The 20,802-nt window shown below is 65.5% G+C and carries 14 protein-coding genes; 8 read left to right on the forward strand and 6 right to left on the reverse strand.

The genetic code is table 11. The annotated features are described in order from the left end of the window. Positions 1-628: 628 nt before the first annotated feature. The 3 genes from EER27_RS11120 (at position 629) to lnt (ending at position 4,911) form a co-directional block, all read left to right on the forward strand. The gene (locus EER27_RS11120; protein WP_123088197.1) at positions 629-1,717 is read left to right on the forward strand and encodes an SGNH/GDSL hydrolase family protein; all 1,089 of its coding nucleotides are present in this window, start codon (positions 629-631) and stop codon (positions 1,715-1,717) included. A 74-nt stretch (positions 1,718-1,791) separates the two neighbouring features. Beyond that, a complete protein-coding gene (locus EER27_RS11125; RefSeq protein ID WP_148041005.1) occupies positions 1,792-2,385 on the forward strand; it encodes a hypothetical protein in 594 nt (197 codons plus the stop codon). Positions 2,386-2,415: 30 nt separating this feature from the next. Further along, positions 2,416-4,911, forward strand: a complete 2,496-nt coding sequence (gene lnt / locus EER27_RS11130; RefSeq protein ID WP_223807291.1) for an apolipoprotein N-acyltransferase — start codon at positions 2,416-2,418, stop codon at positions 4,909-4,911. Positions 4,912-4,962: 51 nt separating this feature from the next. Here lnt and EER27_RS11135 read toward each other — a convergent pair whose 3' ends face one another. Then, positions 4,963-6,174: an alpha/beta hydrolase gene (locus EER27_RS11135; protein WP_223807292.1), complete on the reverse strand. Its 1,212-nt coding sequence runs from the start codon at positions 6,172-6,174 to the stop codon at positions 4,963-4,965. Positions 6,175-6,178: 4 nt separating this feature from the next. Here EER27_RS11135 and EER27_RS11140 point away from each other — a divergent pair, with 4 nt between their 5' ends. After that, complete coding sequence (locus tag EER27_RS11140) at positions 6,179-6,703, forward strand: TetR/AcrR family transcriptional regulator (protein ID WP_263316932.1); 525 nt, start codon at positions 6,179-6,181, stop codon at positions 6,701-6,703. Positions 6,704-6,894: 191 nt separating this feature from the next. Next, positions 6,895-7,791, forward strand: a complete 897-nt coding sequence (locus EER27_RS11145; RefSeq protein ID WP_123088201.1) for a sterol desaturase family protein — start codon at positions 6,895-6,897, stop codon at positions 7,789-7,791. On the opposite strand, the gene EER27_RS11150 is transcribed toward EER27_RS11145, so the two are convergent. Further along, a complete protein-coding gene (locus EER27_RS11150) occupies positions 7,788-8,471 on the reverse strand; it encodes a helix-turn-helix transcriptional regulator (RefSeq protein ID WP_123088202.1) in 684 nt (227 codons plus the stop codon). The two genes, EER27_RS11145 and EER27_RS11150, sit on opposite strands and share 4 nt — an antisense overlap. A 167-nt stretch (positions 8,472-8,638) precedes the next feature. Further along, on the reverse strand, positions 8,639-9,832 hold the full coding sequence (locus tag EER27_RS11155) for a DUF418 domain-containing protein (RefSeq protein WP_123088203.1): 1,194 nt from the start codon (positions 9,830-9,832) through the stop codon (positions 8,639-8,641). A gap of 369 nt (positions 9,833-10,201) precedes the next feature. Between EER27_RS11155 and EER27_RS11160 the strand changes: the two genes are divergently transcribed. The 3 genes from EER27_RS11160 (at position 10,202) to EER27_RS11170 (ending at position 14,071) form a co-directional block, all read left to right on the forward strand. Then, the gene (locus tag EER27_RS11160) at positions 10,202-10,570 is read left to right on the forward strand and encodes a BlaI/MecI/CopY family transcriptional regulator (RefSeq protein ID WP_223807293.1); all 369 of its coding nucleotides are present in this window, start codon (positions 10,202-10,204) and stop codon (positions 10,568-10,570) included. Further along, positions 10,567-11,904: a M56 family metallopeptidase gene (locus EER27_RS11165; protein ID WP_123088205.1), complete on the forward strand. Its 1,338-nt coding sequence runs from the start codon at positions 10,567-10,569 to the stop codon at positions 11,902-11,904. Before EER27_RS11160 ends, EER27_RS11165 begins: the two co-directional genes overlap by 4 nt. 91 nt (positions 11,905-11,995) lie before the next feature. Next, positions 11,996-14,071 (forward strand): serine hydrolase domain-containing protein, encoded by a 2,076-nt coding sequence (locus tag EER27_RS11170; protein ID WP_123088206.1) that lies wholly within the window; start codon positions 11,996-11,998, stop codon positions 14,069-14,071. 171 nt (positions 14,072-14,242) lie between these two features. Here the strand turns inward: EER27_RS11170 and EER27_RS11175 are convergent, their stop codons facing one another. The 3 genes from EER27_RS11175 to EER27_RS11185 form a co-directional block, all read right to left on the reverse strand. Beyond that, the gene (locus tag EER27_RS11175) at positions 14,243-16,432 is read right to left on the reverse strand and encodes a hypothetical protein (protein ID WP_123088207.1); all 2,190 of its coding nucleotides are present in this window, start codon (positions 16,430-16,432) and stop codon (positions 14,243-14,245) included. A gap of 452 nt (positions 16,433-16,884) precedes the next feature. Then, positions 16,885-18,993 (reverse strand): FAD-dependent oxidoreductase, encoded by a 2,109-nt coding sequence (locus tag EER27_RS11180; RefSeq protein ID WP_223807294.1) that lies wholly within the window; start codon positions 18,991-18,993, stop codon positions 16,885-16,887. 37 nt (positions 18,994-19,030) lie between these two features. Then, positions 19,031-20,794, reverse strand: coding sequence for an alpha-keto acid decarboxylase family protein (locus tag EER27_RS11185; protein WP_123088208.1), 1,764 nt, complete (start codon positions 20,792-20,794; stop codon positions 19,031-19,033). Between the last annotated feature and the right edge of the window lie 8 nt (positions 20,795-20,802).

Genomic DNA, 20,802 nt, shown 5'->3' on the forward strand with positions numbered 1-20,802 from the left:
GCAGCAGATCGGCGCCGCCATGCGCAAGCTGTTGCACCTGATCTTTGGCGTGGTGAAATCCGGCCGGCCGTTCGATCCAAACTACTTGCCCGGCAGTTGACGGCCAAGACGGTATCTACGACTTGGTGCGCGGGCAGCCGCGTAGTCCCCGTAGGATGGGTTGAGCGCAGCGATACCCATCGCGCGCCATGGCGGCCATTGCGCCAGCCGCAATTCCGAGAGATCTCGTAGGGCGCAAAAACCGAAGGGCATTGCGCCGGATGCGTTGATGTCGAGGTGGGTCTCCGTCGCGTGTCCCGTTCGGCGCATTACGCCTTCGGCTAATGCGCCCTACGACTGTCTTCGCTCCCACCACCCGGGTTGATGGGTATCGCTTCGCTCAACCCATCCTACGCAGTAGACGCTTCGCGTCCCTCGCGAGGCCGAGTCGTGTCCCGCGCGGCGGTCGCCGCTGCTGCAGCGCAGATTGCGCCCTCTCGAACCGTACGCTAGCGTCCGGTCAGCGATGACAGGGGAGGGACCCCTGGCGGTTCAGGGCGTCCCGGTCGTGCAGGTGGTTTTTCGTCGTTTTTCGTCGGACGCGAGCGGAACTTCATCCGCCGCGCACACCATGCCGAAGGGGATCAGGATGATCAGTGTGTTCCGTAGTCTTTCCGGGCGTTGGCTGCCCGCCGTTGCGCTGCTGGTGTTGTCGGCGCCGGCGCTGGCCAACACGCTTAACCAGAACGTGTCGTGGACCATCGACCGTTCTGGAACCAGCGCCAAATACCGCGTCGTCGCTTACGGCGATTCCATCTTCGCCGGCTACAACGGTTCGATCAGCAACGCCGCCAAGTATTCGGCGCCAACCGTGGACGCGGAGTACCTCTCGGCGCGCTGGAACGCCGACATCGAAAGCGTGCGCCGTGCCAAGTCCGGTGCGGTTGCGCGCGATGTGTACGAGAACAAGATCGTCGCCGAGCGCTCCTACATGCAGGCCTCCTCCACCCGGGTGGTGACGTTCGAGATGTGCGGCAACGACGGCTTGCAGGCGCGGTCGGCCTTCAAGTCGCAGACCGGCACCTGCGATTACAGCGGGCTCGATTCGGCGATCAATTCCTGCAAGACGTACGTGTCGGCGGCGATGGACTACATCAATGCCAACGCGTACGCGGGCACGCGCCTCAAGGTCATCTCCAACCTCTATTACCCGGGCTACAACGCCGACAACGTCCAGAGCTCGTGCACGGATGCAGGCACGGGACAGACGGTGAACCTGCGCGATCGCTTCCTTCCGGCGATGGCGAAAATGAACTACTGGATGTGCGAGTACGCGCGCCAGAAGGGCTTCCAGTGTGCCGACAGCTTCGCGCAGTACATGGGCGCCGATTACGACAGCAACAGCGACGGCCTGATCGATTCCGACGCACTGCGCCATGTGTCGGGCGAAAGCGAGGCCAGCTACATCAACCGCACGACAGTGACGCTGCGCAGCACGCTGCGTGATGCCAACACCAAGTTCGTCACGTCCTCCAGCAGCTTCGACTACATCCAGTCCGACGACACCCATCCCACCTACACCAGCGGCACCGTCTCGGCTGGCATCTGGGGCGGCTCGACGGGAACAGGCGCCCCGCGCTACACCGCCTTCACCAACGGCCGTAACCCGATCTGGCACAACTACGGGCACGAGCGCATGGGCTGGGCACTGTCGGTCTACAACCCGACCAGCCCCTGATCGGCCGGTAGGAGTGAGCCGTGGCAGAGAGCCGCCGTCCACGTACCCCGTCGTCCGGTTCGGACGACGGGGGAGTGCGCGTTTCTCCCAAGCCTGGCAGCGCGCGGCACGGCACGCGGTTGTGGCTCGCGGTAGCAGCGGTGTTGGTGGCGACGGGGGGCGTGTGGTGGGTGCTGGATCCCCGCACCGCGCCCGAAGCGGTCGCGACGGGCATGCCGGTTGAGAGAAACCCGGCACCCATCGAGGGCGACAACCGGCCGGGCGTTGCGCCGGGAGCCTCGCGCGATGCGTCGCCGCCGCCCGGCAACGACCCCAACGACCTCGCCGCCCACTTCCGTCCCGGCGATCCGGAGCCGACTGGCGCCGAGGTGATCGAGGCGCTGCAGCACGCCGGGGTGCGCACCGGCCTGGGCGCCTTCAATCCGCCCGGGACCAGCCCGCCGTTGGAAGGATTGGCGGTGCCGGACGACTTCGATCTGCCCCAAGGCTACGTCCGCCACCACCAGGTGACCGACGGGGGCGTGCCGATCGAGCCGATCCTGATGTTCTCGCCCGACTTCACCCTGTACGACGCGCAAGGCCGCGCGATCCCGTTGCCGGCCAATCGCGTCGTGCCACCTGAACTCGCACCGCCCGGTCTGCAGCTACGACGGGTCCGTGTGCGCTAAGCATTTCCACGAGACCAGGAGTTCGTTGATTTGATCAGGGACCGGTTGTTCGAACTCCAATGGCGCGGCGTGCGTTGGCAAGGCGTCGCCGGCCTTCTCGCCTCCTCCCTGTTGCTTGCCATCTACGTCCGCGGCGGCCTTGCCTGGGGGCTCGGCTTCGTCGCACTGGTGCCCTGGTTGCTGGTGCTCGATTCCGCGCGCACACCGGCGCGTGCCGCGCTGGCTGGCGCTGTGATGAGCCTGGCCTTCGTGGCCGCGGTGTTCGGTTGGTTCGGCGTCGCCATCGGTGCCTTTATCGGAATCGGTGCCGTGCCGGCGACGCTGATGCTGATCGCCCTGGCACCGTTGATGCAGCCGCAACTGATCGCGTTCGCCCTGGTGCGTCATCTGGTTGGCAGCCGCCACGGGCCGGTGCTGCGCGCACTGGCAGGTGCTTGCGCGTGGGTGGCGTGCGAATGGTTGGTGCCCAAGCTGCTGGGCGACACGATAGGCCACGGGCTGTTTCCGTCTGCGATCTTGCGGCAGGTGGCCGATGTCGGTGGCGCGGCGGGCATTACCTTCCTGCTGCTGCTGGTCAACGAGGCCGTGGCGGCGGCGATCTCGCGTCGCCGCGATGGCGCGCGCGTGTTGCTGCGGCCGCTTGCGCTCGGTGCTGCGATCATCGCGGGCATGGCCGGCTACGGCGTCGTCCGCTCCTCCCAGTTGCGGGCACCGCCGGACAACGACGCACCCACGCTGCGCATCGCCATGGTGCAGGCAAGCATCACCGACTACGAGCGGCTGCGTCGGGAGATGGGCGCATACGGCGTGGTGCGGCATGTGCTGGATACGCATTACGCGTTGTCCTGGTCGGCGCTGCGCGATCACGGCGCGGACGTGCTGCTGTGGTCGGAGACGGTGTACCCGACGACATTCGGCAGCCCACGCAGCGAGGACGGCGCGGCACTCGACCGCGAGATCCAGGGCTTCGTCGATGCCGCCGGCGTGCCGCTGGTGTTCGGCACCTACGATCGCGATGCCGACGGCGAGTACAACGCCGCCGTGTTCCTCGAGCCGGGCGGGGGGGTGCTCGGCACGTATCGCAAGACCCACCCTTTTCCGTTGACCGAGTACGTGCCTGGCTGGCTCGATGGGCCGTGGCTGCGGCGCTTGCTGCCGTGGGCAGGTACGTGGCGGCCGGGCAACGGCGCTCGCGTGATCCCGTTGCGTAGCGCGGATGGTCGCCAGGTCAACGTGGTGCCGCTGATCTGCCTCGACGACGTTCGCCCCGACCTGGCCATCGGCGGCGCGCGCCTGGAAGCGCAGGCAATCGTCGGCATGTCCAACGACTCGTGGTTCACCGCCCATCCGATCGGCGCACGCCTGCACCTGGCGGTGGCCGCGTTCCGCAGCATTGAAACGCGGCTGCCGCAGGTTCGCGTCACCACCAACGGGCTCAGCGCGATCATCGACGACACCGGCGACGTGCTGGCGAACGTGGCCACGGGCGATCAGGCGGTGCTGACCGCGTTCGTCAGTGCGCGCAATCCGCCGGCCACGCTGATGGTGCGCTGGGGCGACTGGGTGGGCCGTGCTGGCGGGTTGTTCCTGATGGCGCTGGCGGCACTGACCGGCTGGCGCGCACTGCAGGCACGGTCCGGGCACCGGGCCGACGACCCGCTTGCCGACGGGCCCATCGCATTCGATGTTGTGGTGATGACGCCCGCGGCGCGCGCCGTCGTTGCGGCGATGCGCCTGTGCGCGGGGGCGGGCCTGTTGTGGCTGGCGATGGACATGTGGCTGCGTGTTGGTCTGCAGGTGCAGTCGCTGTCGCAACTTCGGTTGTTTGTCGTCGCGGTGATGGCGCCCGTCGCCATCGCGTGGGCAATCGAGCACGCGCTCAAGGCGCAGGCACGCGTGGAAGGCGCGACCTTGGTGCTGGACCAGCGCCGCCAGCGGATCGAGATTCCGGTGACATCGATCGACGGATTCCGGCCGTGGCGGCTTGCCTTGCCGGGCACCGGCGTCGACCTGCAGTTGACCTCCGGGCGACGCTGGCCCCACGGCCTGGCGATGGCGCGTCCGCAGGCGTTGTGGCGCGCGCTGACCGCCGCGGGCGCACCGGTACGCGCCGAACGTCGTTTCGACACGGTACTTGCCGAGTTTGCAGAGGCGCGTTCGGTGGCGGCAAAGCCCCGTTTCGATCGCGGCCTGGTGAAGTTCGTGCTGTTCCCGCTGCTGCCCGCGCTGGTGGCGTTCCGCCTGCACCAGGTCATTGCCTTTGGCGGTCCCTTCGGCGAGTACGTCACCTACGGCCCCGTCGCGTACTTCACCGGATTGCTGATCTGGTGGGCGTCGTGGTCAATCGGTCTCATGTTGTTCGCCGCTGCGCTGCGGATACCGATCGAGGGCGGAAGCCTGTTGGTCCAGATGCTGCGACCGCGCGTCGCGCCGGCCGCGCGGGACGCCCTGGAATGGTTGGGCCGACTGGCGTTCTACATCGGCGTGCCGGCATGGCTGGCGCTGCAGCTGCTGTCGAGTGGGTGACCGTCGTGGGCACTCGGACGCGACGGCTGCGACGATCCGATCTGGCACCGACTACCTCAGTCCCGTGGCGAGGGCGCGCAGGATTCTCTCCCGCGCCTGTCGGCCTTCCGGCGTCGGCAGCAGCGGATAGTTGTGTGGCTGGCCTTGCCCCAGATGAAGCTCGATCGGCGTACCGACCGCTCGCGCCTTGGCGGCCAGCTCGATGCTGTCGGGATGGAGAATGTCGTACGTGCCGGTGAATGCGAGCATCGGCGGTAGCCCGCGGAAGCCCCCGTTCAACGGGCTGACATACGGATGGGCGACATCCAGGTTGCCGGCATACAGGCGCGCCGCCTCGATGCAGCCCGGAATGTCCTGCGTGGGGTCGCGAGCCGCGATTGCCATGTGCTCCGGACGGCCGAGTGCAGCATCCACCGCGGGCGAGATCAGCACCAGCCCGTCGGGTTGCCGATACCCGGAGTCTCTCAGCCATTGCGATGCCGCCAGCCCCAAGCCGGCCCCCGCCGAATTGCCGACCACGGTGACCTTCGCCGGGCCAGCCTCTTCCAGAAGTCTTCGCAACAGCTCGCCCGTGCCCGGTACCAGGTCCCTTGCGGTTGCGGCCGGGGCCAATGGAAAAATGGGAACGACACAACGGACGCCGGCATTCCGGGTCAGGTACCCGATGAAGCGCCAGTGGGCGCGCACGATCTCGTTGATGAAGCCCCCGCCATGCAGGAACACCACGTAGTTGCCTGTGTCCGGTCTTGCAGACGGCGCGGTTCGGTAGACGGGCCAGCCCGCCGCGTTGTTGCGCGTCACCTGGACGCCGCGTCCGAGTCCAGTCGGTACATGCGGCGCTGGCCGCAATGCCAGTTTGCGCACGTGCGCTTGCACGGCGGCTGCGGACGCCGTCTGCTTCTTGATCGGAAGCAGCCGCAACAGGGCGTTGATGCAACGGCTTTGCCAGCTTGGTCCGGCACTGGTCGTGTGCAGCTCCGGCGGGGTTCTCCGGTCGCTTCCAACCTGCGCTGCGACGGTCATGTCTTGCACGTTCATGGCTGCATCCTCATTGGGTTCGTGTGCGGCCGGCGGTGCCGGCGAGCAATGGCGCTGCGCATTCGTCGCGCTCCAGGGATAGGATGTGAGCGATCGCTCGTATTTCCTACTCGCATTCGGAACGCATGGCATGGCGCGAAAGCCGCTTACAAAACCCAGGAAAAGCGCTTCCCAGGAGAGATCCCGAGCGACAGTCGATGCACTGGTTGGTGCGACCGCTCGCATTCTGGTGAAGGAGGGTTTCGACCGGGCCAGCACCAACCGGATCGCGGAAGTGGCAGGCGTGAGCGTTGGCTCGCTCTACCAGTACTTTCCCAGCAAGGAGGCGCTCGTTGTCGCCGTCGTCGATCGCCACAATCGGGACATCATGCAGTTCGTCCGAGGCGCGTTTGCGGATGTCGCCGCGCTGCCGCTGGAGAAGGCGGTACGCGCCATGGTTGCCGTGGCCATCCAGGCGCACCGCATCGACCCGAAGCTGCATCGTGTCCTCGCCGAACAGATTCCGCGGACGGGACGCCTTGAAAACGTGGAGGGCTTCAATCGCGAAAACTACGCGCTCTTCCGGGCCTATCTCGAAGGCCACCGCGATGAAATCCGTGCGGTCGACCTGGAGCTTGCGGCATTCGTCTGCGTGACATCGATCGAAGCGCTTGCCCACACGGCGGTGCTGCACAGCGCGCAAAAGCTCTCCGACGAAGCGGTTGAAGCGCTCATCGAGGAGGCGACGCGTCTCATCGCCGGCTACTTGAATTAGTCGACCAAGCCGAGCGGGGTCTGATCCGGTGAACGGCGGTTCGTCGTAGACGCGATGCGGGCGGACATCCTCGCCGACGTCTCCGGGCGCGCGCACCCGGATGGCTGAGTGCCGGACAGGATGCGTGGTTTGTTCAAGCCGCGGGGGTGGCAAGGGCGCGAGCATGCGGGCCCTTGTTGCCAGGACGGACGATGAAGCACTGGATGTTGCGCGCGTATGCCCCCTTTTTCCTGATCGGATTCGTTGGCGCTGCGGCGTGGTGGGTGGGCCACCATCACGGCAATGCGTTGTGGTTGCTGCCAGGGTTGGGTCTGGCGGTGCTGCTGTCCTTCCTTGCCGAACGTCGTTGGCCATACGACCCGCGGTTCAACCAAAGTCACGGTGACGGCGGCCGCGATGTGTTGCACGCGTTGGTCAACGAAAGCTTGAACCTGATCTCCATCGGGATGGTGCCGTTGTTGGCGTCGTGGGTGCCGTGGCAGTGGTGGCCGACCCAGTGGCCGTTCGCGGCGCAACTGCTGCTGGCCATCGTCGGCGCCGATCTCGGCCTCACCGTCGCGCACTACGCGAGCCATCGCGTCGCGTGGCTTTGGCGTTTGCATGCCGTGCACCACAGCGTCACCCGCATGTACGGTTTCAACGGACTGATGAAGCACCCGCTGCACCAGGCCATCGAAGCAGTGTTCGGGGTGATGCCGTTGCTGCTGCTGGGCATGCCCGGTTCGGTGGCGGCGGTGCTGGCGTTCGCCATCGCGATCCAGCTGTTGCTGCAGCATTCCAACGTCGACATGCGGCCGGGCGTGCTGGGTCGGGTGATGGCGTGGGCGCCGCGGCATCGCTTTCATCACCTGCGTTACGGCACCGCCGGGGACGTCAACTTCGGCCTGTTTTTCACCGTCTGGGACCACCTGCTCGGGACCGCCTTCGATGCGCCCGGCTATCGCCTGACCGGCCGCGACCTGGGCATCGGCAGCCAGCCCGACTACCCGCGCGATTATGCCGGCCAGCTGTTGGCGCCGTTCCGCGACTTGCCACATCGCGATGTGCCGGCGTTGCCGCCGGAGCTCGCGCAGGTCCGCGTGCGCTAGTACTGCAACTGCAGGCCACGCAGTTGCGAGGCGCGGATGCCGAACATGCGCCGCAGGCTGCGGGAAAGATGGGCCAGGTCGGCGAAACCGGCGGCGTGCGCGCTGGCGGTGAGGCTGTCGCCAGCCAGCACGCGAACCAGCGCGTGATGCAGGCGCCGCCACAGCACCCAGCCGCGCAGGGTTACCGCGAGATCCGACTGAAAACGCCGGTGGAGCTGGCTCGGCGAGAGGTGCGCGGCTTGGGCAATGTCGGCGGCGGCCACGCTGTCTGGCAGGCGCGCGCCGATCTCCGCGATGGCCATCTGCAGGCGCCGGTCGAGTGGTTGCGCCCGGCAAAGGCCAGGCAACAGCGGCTGCAGCGCTGGCAGCCGGGCCGGCAGCTGCGGCAATTGCCGCAACACCGCCTCGACGTCGGCGTGGCTGGGTTCGAGGTACACCGTGCAACCCTCGGCCGGCGCGGCAAGCACGGCATGCGGCTGGAACGACGGCAGCCACAGGCGCTGGCCCTGACGTCGTTTCCCGTCGATCTCCACCAGCCACGGCGCGCCCTCGCTGAGCAGCAACTGGTGCGCGTAGTGCGCATGCCGGAGACTGCCGCCGGCCTGGCCTTGCAGCACCGCCACATGCTCACCGAGCAGCAGCGTACCGGTCCAGGCGCCGTGGGCGGGCAATGCAGGCATGCGGTGTCGGGCAGCGCTCAGTGGGGTAGGAGAGACGACGATGTGAACGCGTGGGTGCGAGCCGCGTCAGCACGAAATGTCGATTCGAGGCGCTGTCTGGAACACGCGCGGTGGATGGTACCTGCGACACCGCTTCGCGTGGACGGTCCCGATCAGCCCACACGCTGCTACGAACCCGCGCGCTCCGCTGCAGCGTGCCGGGCTGCCGCCATGGGCTGCACCGCCACGCCGTACGACAACCGTCGCCACAGCCATTCAACGGGGCCGTAGGCGAAACGCGCCAGCCACCATTGGCTCGCGAACACCTGGAGTACGTACGTGCCGATGGCCAGGAGCACGTAGAACCCGTAATGCTGGGTGTTGAAGATCCCCAATCCGGCGCCGGAAAACACCACGGCCAGCATCAGGCACTGCGCCATGTAGTTTGTCAGTGTCATCCGGCCCATGGCCTGCAACGGCTTCACCAGGCGCCCCATCCGCCCCGTGCCGTACAGCCAGCACAGACCCGCGGCGATGGCGAGCATCGAGCACATGACGCCCCAGTAGCCGAACCGGAAGTAGGTCAGGACCGGCGCCTTGACCTGGGTCAGGTACCAAAGCGCCATGTTGAAGGTCACCGCCAACGCAAGACTCGCCAGACACAAGCGCCTGGCCAGGGCCGGCTCGGTACCCAGGCGCTGGAGGACGCCGGAGCGGTGCGCCGTCACACCCAGCAGCATGCACGCGAACATGACGACGTGCACCGTGATGGCGTACTGCGGATTGAAGAAGGCCAGCAGCCAGGTGGCTTCCAGATTGAATCGGAAGACGTCCATCCAGCGATCGCTGAGGAAGGCGGGCAACAGGGCATCGATGCGCGCGTCGAAGTCGTATCCCATGCCGCGGGCATAGGCCGAGACGAACGGAGCGGCCAGCAGCAGCACCAGGCCGATGCGAAACAGTGTTTGCGACGAGCATCGGGCAAACGCGAGCAGGAGCATGCCCAGCAGCGCATAGTCCTTGAGAATGTCGCCGTAGAAGAACAGGCAGTTCACCAACGCCAACGCCAGCAGCCAGGCCATCCGCCTGAGGAAGAACACGGCCGGCTTGCCGGTCTTGCTGGCGATGTTCTCGATCAGCACGCTGAAGCCGTAGCCGAACAGGACACTGAGCAACGTCCAGGACTTTGCGGCAAACAGGTACTGCGAGACGAACTGCAGGGCGGACGTCAGCGCGTCCGTAGTGCGTTCCGGGTCAGCACCCAACTGGTGGAACGACACGACGTTTCCGAGCGTCACGCCCAGCAATGCCCATCCGCGCAGGACATCGACGATGGCAGTTCGCCGCGAGGCGGGCAGGGGCTGCGCAGGGGACTCGTCCATGGGTGCTCCGTTGGCAAGGTGTCGGGTCGCCGAGGCTTCGATTCCTTCGACCCATGCCACGCTAGCGTGCCCTGCGCGGTGCGGGAAGGGCCGCTTGCCTGGATTTGGCTGGTGCCATTCCCGTGCCCGCGAGGTCGACCGGAGCGGGCGAAATCGCCATCGCGAATGCCATGCGAGCGGGGTTGGCGCATCCGTGGGCCGCCGTGCTGTCGCCGTGTACGCGCGCGTCGCAGCGGCCTGGCTCGGCAAACCGATCGGGTTCGCCACGTCGACTAATTAACTAGTTGACAGCCCCGAAGTGGCCGCATAGGCTGCCGACAACTAAGGAACTAGTGGTAACGCCGGATGGCCAGACCCCCCGCTCAATCAGTGACCGATGCGGAGCAGGCCATCCTGGAAGTCTTGTGGGATCTGGGCGAAGCGTCCGTTCGTGATGTCGCCAACGCCCTGGCACAGCACAAGCCTGTTGCCTACACGACTGTGCTGACGATGCTTGGCATCCTGCACAAGAAGGAACTCGTGGCGTTCCGGCAGGAGGGGCGCGCCTTCATCTATCGGCCCACCCTGACCAAGGCCGATGTCAGGGACCGTGCCCTCAGCAATCTGATGACCCAGCTGTTTGACGGATCGCCGGAAATGCTCGCGTTGCACCTGATCGAGAACCACGACGTGGATCCAGGAAAGATCGACGCGCTGCGCGAAAAGATCCGAGTCGCCAGGAGCAAGGGGAAGGCATGATGGATGGCCTGTGGGACTGGCTGCTGAACTACGCGATCGAGCATCTGCTGGTCAGCGTCGTCATCGCACCCGTTGTCTACGCCGTGATGCGGGTAAAGACGGTTGCTCCGGAAAAGCGCGCGACGCTTCTGCTCGTGGCGATCGCGTTCGTCATCATTGGCCCCGCGCTCGCGTTGTCATCGACCCAACACGATGTCGCCCGCCACACGCTCGCCCAGACTGGGCAGTGGGACGTTGCAGACGCGAATCCCCCCGCAAACAAGGCGTCCGCGTTTCCGGATTCCGAGCAGGACCAGCGCCAAGGCACCATGGCGGTCAGCTCCGAATTGGCCGCGCTGACCGTCTTGCTATGGCTGGCAGGGGCCGCGTGGGGCCTTGGGCGACTGGCGGTTGCGCATGCCAGCGTGCGACGGATCCTGGCGGCGTCGCGCCGCTCAACTGCGCTTGAGGAGACCTACCACCAGGTGATCCCCGCAGGCATCCATGTCCACGTATCGCCAACGTTCGGGCCTGCCGTCGTCGGAATCATTCGGCCGAAGATCGTGGTGCCTCGCGCACTGGTCGACTCGTTGCCGGCCGATTCGCTGCGGGCGGTGCTGCTGCACGAGACCTTGCATATCCACCGGAAAGACCTGCCTGTCCTCCTGCTGCAGAGGATGGCGGAGGCGGTGTTGTGGTGGAGCCCCGCCGTTCGCCTGATGGGCGCCGCGCTCGATTCCGCCCGCGAAATCGCCTGCGATATCGGGGCATCGCGCGTGTACGGCTCGTCCGTCGATTACGCGGAAGCGCTGCTTGTATCGGTCGAGCGCCTGGTGTCGACGCGGCCGCGCAACAATGCGCAAGCGCTGTGCGCTACCGCGTCGTTGACGACGCTGGATCAGAGGATCGACGCGATCATCGAGGAGCGGCCCGCCTCCGGGCGGGCGACCACGGCGACCCATCTGTCCGTGGGCGCGCTCCTCGCAGTGCTGTGCATCGCGGCCGACAGTGCAGCACCACGCATCGCAATGCGTCGCCCGGTCGTGGCGATCGCAGGACAGCCGCCGCAGTCGGAAGTCGATGCCATCACGGCGCTGCACGATGGCTACACCCGATTGCTCTACGACCTGCATGACCACCACACCCGAACCCTTCAGCACCTCTCGGATGCCTACACCCGGGACTTGACCGCACTTGGCGATATTCCGGATTCCGGCGAGCGCGACAGGCGCGCTGCGCGATTGAACCGGGACTATCAGCAGGCGTCCTCCACGGCCGAGTCCCGCTTTCGCACGGCGGCGGCGCAAGCCGAAACGAAGTTCAATTCCGCACAGAAGGCGCTGGGCTACCCGTAAGCGGTAGGCAAGTGCGGGGGAACTGCGGACGCGAGAGAAGGCACCGACACCCAGCTGTACCTCCAGCCCTCAAACGTAAGGCGATTCAACGATGAAACGACGCGATTGGTGGCCCTTGGCCGCCCTGGGGTTCCTTTTGCTTCAAACAGGCAGTGCCGTTGCCTTCGATGGTGCCGCTCCCGCCCTCGGGCTGCAGTCGGCACCGCTTCAGGAAGAGGCGTGGCAACGGACACCTTCGGGAGTCCAGTACACGACACTAGCCGGCTGGACCACGGAAGCCAGCGGTTCGGCGATCTTCATGAGCAAGCCAGAAGACGATGCCCGGATGGCGATCGTGGAAGTCGACGCCCGGACGGCCGACGACGCTGTCGCGCTGGCGTGGAAGCGGTATCGATCCGATGCCCAACCGACGTTACGCGGCTCCCGGGCGAGGCCGTCACGCAACGGGTGGTTGCTCGTCCAGACCTACGACTACGCGAGCGCCGAAGCGCCAGGCCGCATCCTGCGCGCGCAGGTTCTGCACGAAGGCAGTGCGTGGGTCGTGGTGATCATGGATCTCCCGGCGGCGGTGATGCAGCGGCGCGAAGCCCAGGTCACGCGCCTGCTGTCGAGTATCCGGGCGAAGAACTACGTCCCCGAGACGCTGGTGGGCAGGCAGGCCCGGGATCTGGATCCCGCGCGCATCGCCGCGCTCGTGCAGTTCGTGGAGGAAGCCCGCATCAGCCTGGATATCCCGGGCCTGGCCCTGGGCGTCGTGCAGCGCGGCGAAGTGAAGTACGCCGGTGGACTGGGCATCAGGCAAGTCGGCAGTGATGAAAAGGTGGACGCATCGACGCGCTTCCTGACGGCGTCGGTCACCAAGCCGTTGACGTCGCTCATGCTGGCCAAGCTGGTCGACATGGGCAGGCTCGATTGGGATACGCCTGCCGTGCAGGTGCTCCCGTCTTTCAAGGTCGGCGACGCGGAGCTGACAAAACGAATCCGTGTCAGGCACATGCTTTGCGCGTGTACGGGAATTCCCCCGCAGGACATGGAATGGGTTCTCTTCGGCGACGAGATGACACCCGAAGACGTGCTTGGTGTCCTGGGAGGTGTGGCGCCGACGGCCAGGACGGGAGAGCTGTACCAGTACTCCAACCTGATGGCCGCTGCGGGTGGCTATCTCGGCGGTCAGGTGTCGCACGCCGGATTGCCCTTGGGCGCCGCCTACGACCGCGCGATGCAGGCGCTGGTGTTCGATCCGCTGGGCATGGCATCGACGACGTTCGACTACGACGTGGCGCTGAAGGGAAACGTTGCCTTGCCGCACGGGACGACGATCGATGGCGACACGGTGGTCTCGTCCATGGGGTACAACCGGATGTCGATCCCGATGCGTCCCGATGGCGGCGCGTGGAGCAACATCAACGACATGACGCGGTACCTGCAGATGGAGCTGTCCTCGGGGCGGCTTCCCGATGGCGGACGCTACATCGGTGAGGCGGCACTGCTGGAGCGCCAGAAGGGCCAGGTGGCGCGAGGCGGCGTGGACCAGTGGTACGGGATGGGCCTGAAGGCGGACCGAAGGCTGGGGATCCAGCAGGTGTTTCACGGGGGCAGCATGGCCGGCTATCAGGCAGAGGTCTACTGGCTCCCGGAGAACAACGCCGGCTATGTGTTGCTGATGAACGCCGACGTGGGCGTGCATCTGCGCGGCCTGCTGGCGGATCGATTCCTGGAGATCCTCTTCGACATCGATCGGAACGCGGTGACGACGCTGAAGGCGCTGCCGGCGACCCTGATGCAGGAACGCGCCGAACAACGCGCCCAGCTCCGTGTCCCACTGGATTCGACGACGCTGGAACGACTGGCACCCGCCTACGTCCACCCGGTGCTTGGGACGATCCGGATCGTCAGGGACGGCCCGAAAACCTGGTTCGATTTCGACGGCTGGCGGACCGAGGTCGCCATGACGCCACCCAGCGACGAAGGGCAAGTGCTCGAGTCGATCTCACCCAGCGTGGCGGGATTCCAGTTCACCCTGACGCAGGTCGACGGCGCGCGTGCGCTCGTTCTGAACGACCCGCCCAATACGTACACGTTCGTGGAGGGCGACCGGGCGCTGCCGCGCGCGAACGCGCTCGAGTCTTCCGATTCCGGCCAGAGCGTTGGAGGCAGCACGCGATAGCCGACGCGGTGTCGTTCCGTTCGCGCGTACGTATGTGGAGCCGCGCGTTAGCCGCGATGCCCGGCGGGAGGCCGGGCATCGCGGTGCAGGTGGCCGACAGTGGGAGCACCGGCCGAGAGCCTGCTTGCGCGCGGCGCTACTTACCGATTCGCCGCATTGCAAGGCACGACATCAGGCCTTGACGCGAACATCCGCGGCCCCGGTAACCAGCAACAGCGCCTTCTGCGCGCCATCGGCCTTGGAATCCAGCTCGAGGTCCTTCAGGCGGATCTCGAACGTGGTGCCGGCAATCGTGGCGTCGATGGTGGGGAGGGTGTACACCTCGAACGTGTGGCCGCCCAACGCCGCGGTGATGGACGCCATGACGACAGGATCGAAGGCACCCAGGATCTCGCTGAGAACGGCGTCCATCCAGGACGGCAGGCCATTGAAGTTCCAGCGCAGCGAGATGTGGTCCAGCGATTTGAAGGTCAGCATGACCTTGTTGTCGTGGCTGACCGAAACCGCTGCTGTGGCTTCGACCGTGCCATTGGCACCAGCACCCGGTGTTGCATCGATGAATCCGCACTTTGCGTTGAACCTGGCATAGCCCCCAAGGTCGATGGCGACCTTGTAGGTATTTCCGCTCTTGGGCGTCACGGTGAACTTGGGATTGCTGAAATGGATGTCGTAGTGGGCATCCAGCTTCACGTCGCAAAGCCAGATGTCGATGCTGTAACGCCAGTCGTCAGACACCCTCACCGAGGACAAGGCCGCGGCGGAGACCGAATTGAGCACGGTTTCGTCCGCGCCCGCGAACACCTTGCCCCTCGGCCACGACGTCGGCGGCGGCAACAAGGTGGCATCGGGCACCTTGCTGGTTGCCGCCAGTACATGCGGGTATCGCGACCCCAGGACCGGCGTCGAGAACTTGATGCCAAGCAGGTCGATGGCCGGAATGGCGATCTGGCTGAGGATCGTCTTGTTGAGCACCGCCAGCAGCAGCGGCACGAACACTTCGTCAAGCAGCTTGGCCAGATCAGGGTGTCCGGGTATGTCGAGTGCGCCGAGTTTGAGTTCCAGCGACAGGCTGCTATCGGAGTTGAACTGGATGCCGGCAGCAATCTGCAGGGAGGCTTTTACCGACACCGGCTTGTCGCCTTCGACGGACAATGTGAGTCCGGCGATACCGACGCTGATCGTGGTGGCCACCCCGTCGATGGCACTCGCGCTGTAGGGCAGCCCGGTGTTGTTGAATAGTGCGGTCATCTGTTCGCGGACGTGTTCTTCGAACAACGTCGATGGCGTCAGGTTGAATACGGGCGCGTCCAGGATGTCATAGCCCACTGTCACGATCCCGCTGCGGCCGACGGCGAGCGAGCCCTTGAACACCCTCGGATAGCAGCCGCGATAGATCGCCTGCGAGACGGTGTTGAGCGCCTGGTCATCGCTGCCGGCAACCAGGTCGTAGGTCAGCTTGTTCTGCCGCCACAGTTCGTTGGCGGCGCCGCGTGCCCAGGGAAAGACGATGAGTTGATTGTCCTTGTCCGCGTAGGGCGGATTCCCCGCCATGTTGAGCTTGAGTTCCCAGTGGGTCCACGAGTTGATGGCGTTGAACGGGCCGGGAACGTTGTCGTCGCGCCAGACGCAGGTGTCGTCGGTATCGATCAGAGCGACGTCCTTGAGCTCGGTTGGTTGTCCGGGCCCGCGCGCAATGCACAGTCCGGGTCGCGCCTTGTTGATCAGCACGAACCCCTGGCCACCTTTCACCGGACGTCGATCCCAGAGCTGAAGGTCGCTGCCGGTTGGCGCCGACACCCGCACGGAGGTCCCATCGAGCGGTGCGGTGATCACGAGCGACTTTCCACTACCCGAAGCCGCCTTTGAGATGAGCGTGACGTACTGCGGGACGCGGGCGACGATCTTCACCGCCAGCCCTTCGACAGGGCGGTTCTCCAGGCGCGTGCCGCAGTAGGCGCCGTTGGACACCCATGCGGAGTCGCCGCTGTCGCGGACGTGCGTCATGTAGAGGACGTCGTAGCGGGCGAGCTGAGGGCCGCTCAACTCGATCGAGAATCCCTCGACGGCCTTTCGCGATCCGCGCGTGCCAACGTAGGAGCCGTCCTTGACCCACGCGGTATCGCCCGATCCCGTGAGGTGCGCGCGGTAGCGCAAGCCGACTCCCTCTATCCGCGACTTGAACGTCACGGCGAAACCTTCCATGAACTTCTTCTTCCCGCGTGTACCGGCGTAATCGCCCGGGCCGGCGTGCACGTCGCCGGTGCCCTCGATGTGGGCAAGCACGTCGAAGTCGACAGGATCGGCGTGTACTTCGCCGATGTCCTCGATCTGGTCAAGTACGTCGAAGTCAGGGTGCGTCATGGCGGCATTCCTTCCTTGTGTGGGTCAGCGTGGCTGACGAGGGGTCCTTCGCGAACACTGTTTCGTTCTCTTGCCGTGCAGGAGCGGCGGTGCCTCCCGCAACGCCCCGGAACCCCTGGGCGGATGGGTAGGCACCGTCAGATCAATGCGCTTGTCGCACCTGGTGAATCACACCTGCTGGATCGCATCTGCCGAAGCGCATCCGATGGGACGCGTCTGAGTGTTCTTGCTGGAAAGCCCGCAACGAGATCGGGTAGCGGCCGGTACGGCACGAACAGGTTCCGTGCCCCGGGCGAAGGAGGCCCCGCGATGCGGGGCCTGGTGCGTGTTGATTGAAGAACGCTATGGAGTCGCTCGAAGGCCATCCCGAGGCGACCCCGAAAAGCGCGGTCGCGGCGAAGCGCTTTGCACTTCGCCGCTGCGCGCCGGGTTGGGGCGCGAAAGGCTGTGGCTCAGGTCAGTTCGGATTCTTCTTCCCGGACCCGTGGCTTTTCTCCCTCCAGCTGCTTTCCGGCCGCGGTCTTGGCTGCGACGCCGGCGTACTCCTCCGGACAGATGAAGGGGTACTGCCGGTCGTCGATGATCGGCTCGATGCCAAAGAAGTCGTTCAGTACCGACTCCGATGTGCAGTAGGCGCCTTCCACCCACGCCTGGTCGTTCGAGTAGGCCTCGCCGACGATGAAGATGTCGGCGTCCGCGCCTTCGATCAGTTGCGATGGCTTGCGGATCTTTCGCTGCACGTCGCCGATGTCGTAGTGCGGTGCCCATTCGTGATAGCCGGCGTTGAACGGCGGCAGCGACCAGTCCATGTACGCCGCTTCCAGCGGCTCGGGCACGGCGCTGTAGTCGGAGTTCGGGCCGAAGTGCAGCTCGGCCAGCATCTTGCGAAGCATCTTCACCATGCGACCGGGCACCACGCGCGGGCCCTCGAGGGGCTGCGTGTCCTGCGAGATCGGGATGTGGCGCTGGTGCTTCGGGCCGAGTTCGAGCTCCTGCCAGAACGCGGTGTTGTCTTCGTCGTCGTAGCTGGCAAGGATGCCGTAGATGGGCGTCTTCTTCTGCTGGGTCGCGTTGTTGCCGAAGTACACCACCATGCGGATGGGCGAGTTGGTCACGCTCGGCCCGATGGAATCGTTGCGCGCCGCGGTGGTCAGCTGCTTGGTCTGCGCGATGGTCAGGGCCTGCTCGGTGATGTTCTCGATGGCCAGCACCAGGTCCGCCGCCGAGTTGTAGGGCACGTCGATCAGCGTCAGCATCGCCTTCAGCGCGGCGGCGGGGAACTTCTGTTCGCGCAGCGTCTTGATGGTGTCGGGCGTGAGGGTGTAGCCGACGATCTGCGCGGGGTAGGGTGCCGGGCTGTCGATGTCGGGCGCCCACCACGGCTGGTCGAAGAACATGCCGACCTTGTACGACGGCTGCATGATCGTGGACTCAAGGTAGAGATTCACCTTCTCGTGGTTGAGCACGTCCACCTCGCCCCGCGCGGGATTTCGGAAGCGCGTGGCCTGCGCCACCAGGTCGATCGCCGCGCGCGGCATCGCCAGCCAGGCTGCATCGGCCTCGCGCGTGCCGGCGGCGATGTTGGGGTTGTCGCGCCTGGCGTAGGTGAAGATCGCCTTGTCCTTCTTCCACAGGATCGAATGCAGGCGGGTGTCGGGGTGATAGCGGAACTCAACGCCACGCGCCTTGGCCAGCTTCACGACCTCGTCGAAGAGCGCGTTGAACATCCCCGAGTAGCCGATCGACAGCGTGCGGTACTGGCTGCCGGGTGTGAACTCGTTGTTGATGTTGAACGAGACGCCGGAGTGGGTGTTGATGACGTTGGAGCTGTAGCCGTTGCCATCGGCGGCGTAGTCATAGCCTTCCGACCCGAGCTGATCGTAGAGCAGGTTCCAGTAGCCGATATCCTTGAGCAGATCGCCCTGCTGGAAGACGCTGGACTGCGGCAGCTGCGCGGTGATCCTGCCGTTCTGGTAGAAGCGGCACCAGTCGCGACGGGTGAAGTCCTCCCACGGCTTGGTCGTCGCCAGGTCCTGGACGGTGGTGAAGCCCTGATCCGGCGTGGTGGACGCACCGAAGTCGTTCACCGCGTACGGCGCCGGGGTGTTCGAGCTGATGCCGTTGAGATAGAAGTTGCGCGAGCGCAGGTAGAAGAGCTGGTTGTCGGTGACGTTGAACGGCACCGAGCACTTGTCCAGGCCGAGTTCCGAGATGACCGTCGTGACCACGCGGTGGCCCGGGGCGAGGCCGTTGTTCGGGTCCGGGAATTCCGCTGTCGGCAGCTTGTTCCAGTGCGAATAGCGCATGCCGCCCAGCTCGACGAACGAGTCGGTCTTGTCGTTCTTGTAGTGCCACGTGCACACGCGTCCGCCGGCCGCGCGGCTGCCGGGATTGGCCTTGGTGAAGTCGTAGCGGCCCCAGTCGTACAGCTCCAGTACGTCGCCCTTCTTCAGCTGCCTGGAAGCGAACTTGGTCTTCTTGCTTTTGCCGTCCAGCAATCGCCATGCGGTGTAGAGTCCGGCGGCGCCGGCGCCGAAGATGGAGTAGATCTTCTGAGTCATGGTCGGAGGCCTCGCAATGGATGGTGGGAGGTGCGGTCTATTCGCTGCCGAGGCGATACATCTGACCAGGCAGGTCCTTCTGCGGAATCACCACTTCGACTAGAACGGGTTTGTTCTTGATGCCCGCGATGCGCGGCAGGGCGGCTTTCAGCTCGTCCACCGTCTCCACCCGCATGCCTTCCGCGCCAAAGGCCTTGGCCAGTGCGAGGTAATCCCACTTGGGCAGGATGTCGAAGGCGTCAAAGGTGTGCTTGGGGCCGGGCAGGAACGAACTCATGTCCACGTACACCTGTTCGATCGCGTAGACCTGGTTGCTCATGACGAAGATCACGGCGTTGAGCTTGTTGCGGGCCAGCGTGGACAGCGACTGGCAGACCATCATGAAGCCGCCGTCGCCTGCGACCGTCCACGCTCGTTTGCCGCTGCCCAGTTGCGCGCCGCAGGCAGCCCCGGTCTCGAAGCCGATGCATTGCCACGCCGCCGACGAGACGAAGCTGCCCTGCGACAGGCCATAGGCGTTGGTGGCGACGTACATCGACGAACTGACGCCATACGTCATCACGATGTCCTTCAGCAGGTTGCGGTCCTGCAGGAATTTCATCGTGTGCTGGAAGAACCGGTTGTAGGTGATGACCTGCGGCTTGGCGTCGTAGACCGGGTCGGAGTTGGCCGTCCACGGCTCGGGATACTTCGGCTGCGAAGGTGCCTTCGCCTTGATCGGATAGGACTTGTTCTTCTTGAACTTCACCAGCAGCGCTTCCATGAAGTCCTGCATGGTCACGTCGCCGTACTTGAAGTATCCGGCGCGGACTCCATCGGTATCGGCCAGCACCATGTCGGAGTACTTGCTCTCGATGAAGGCCAGATAGTCGTCGGTGATGATCGCGCCGAGCGTCAGCACGCAGTCGGAGGCCTGCACGATCGCCCGCACCGATTCGATTGACGCCGCGTCGGAGTAGGTGCCGATGAACTTGTCGCCCTTCTCGTCCAGCACGGTCTTGCCGAGCGTGGTGGTGGTGTACAGGAAGCCGCTGGCGTCGATGATCTTCTGCAGGAGGTCGGACAGGCCGAAGCGCAGGATCTCCACGCCGGCGAAGATCAACGGATTCTTTGCAGCGGTGATCTGCGTCCAGGCCTGGTCGACCGCGTTCTGCAGCGCCAGCACCGGGCTGTGGACGACGCGGGGTTTCAGCGGCGTACGTGACGGGCGAGGGCAGGGCTGGCCCCAGACTTCCTTGTAGCAGGCGATGTAGACCGGACGCCGATGGGTGATCGCGTCGGTCAGCAGCTCGTCGATCTGTTCGGCGGCCCCGACATTGGTGCTGAGCGTGATCGCCTTGACGGTGACGTACTCGAAGATCTTGCGGTCCGAATCCAGGTCACCGGTTGAATGGTGGAACAGCACGTCGTACATGTCGGTGATGTCGCGCATGTCGGCGCCGGGCGTGGCGCTGATCACCACGATCGGGCTGCGTTCGACCCAGGCGCCGGCGATGGCGTTGAGCGCGCTGTAGGTGCTCACTCCGAACTGCAGCGAGACCGCCGCCAGGCCGCGCGTGCGCGCGTACGCATCGGCGGCGTAGGAGGCGTCCAGCTCGTTGATCGCGCCGATCGTGTTGACACCGTCGAAGTACTCCAGCGCCTGCGTGAAATGCTTCACGTAGTCGCCGGGAATCTGGAACACGTCGGTGACGTTGAGCTGCTTCAGACGTGTGAGCAGGTAATCGGCGACGGTGAAGGTGGAGGCCGCCGGCGCCGCGGGCGTGTGCGCGGGCTTCTTCGAGGTGCTGGTGCGGGTCATGGCGATTC

This window comes from Montanilutibacter psychrotolerans, assembly GCF_003719825.1.
Classification (GTDB): domain Bacteria; phylum Pseudomonadota; class Gammaproteobacteria; order Xanthomonadales; family Xanthomonadaceae; genus Montanilutibacter; species Montanilutibacter psychrotolerans.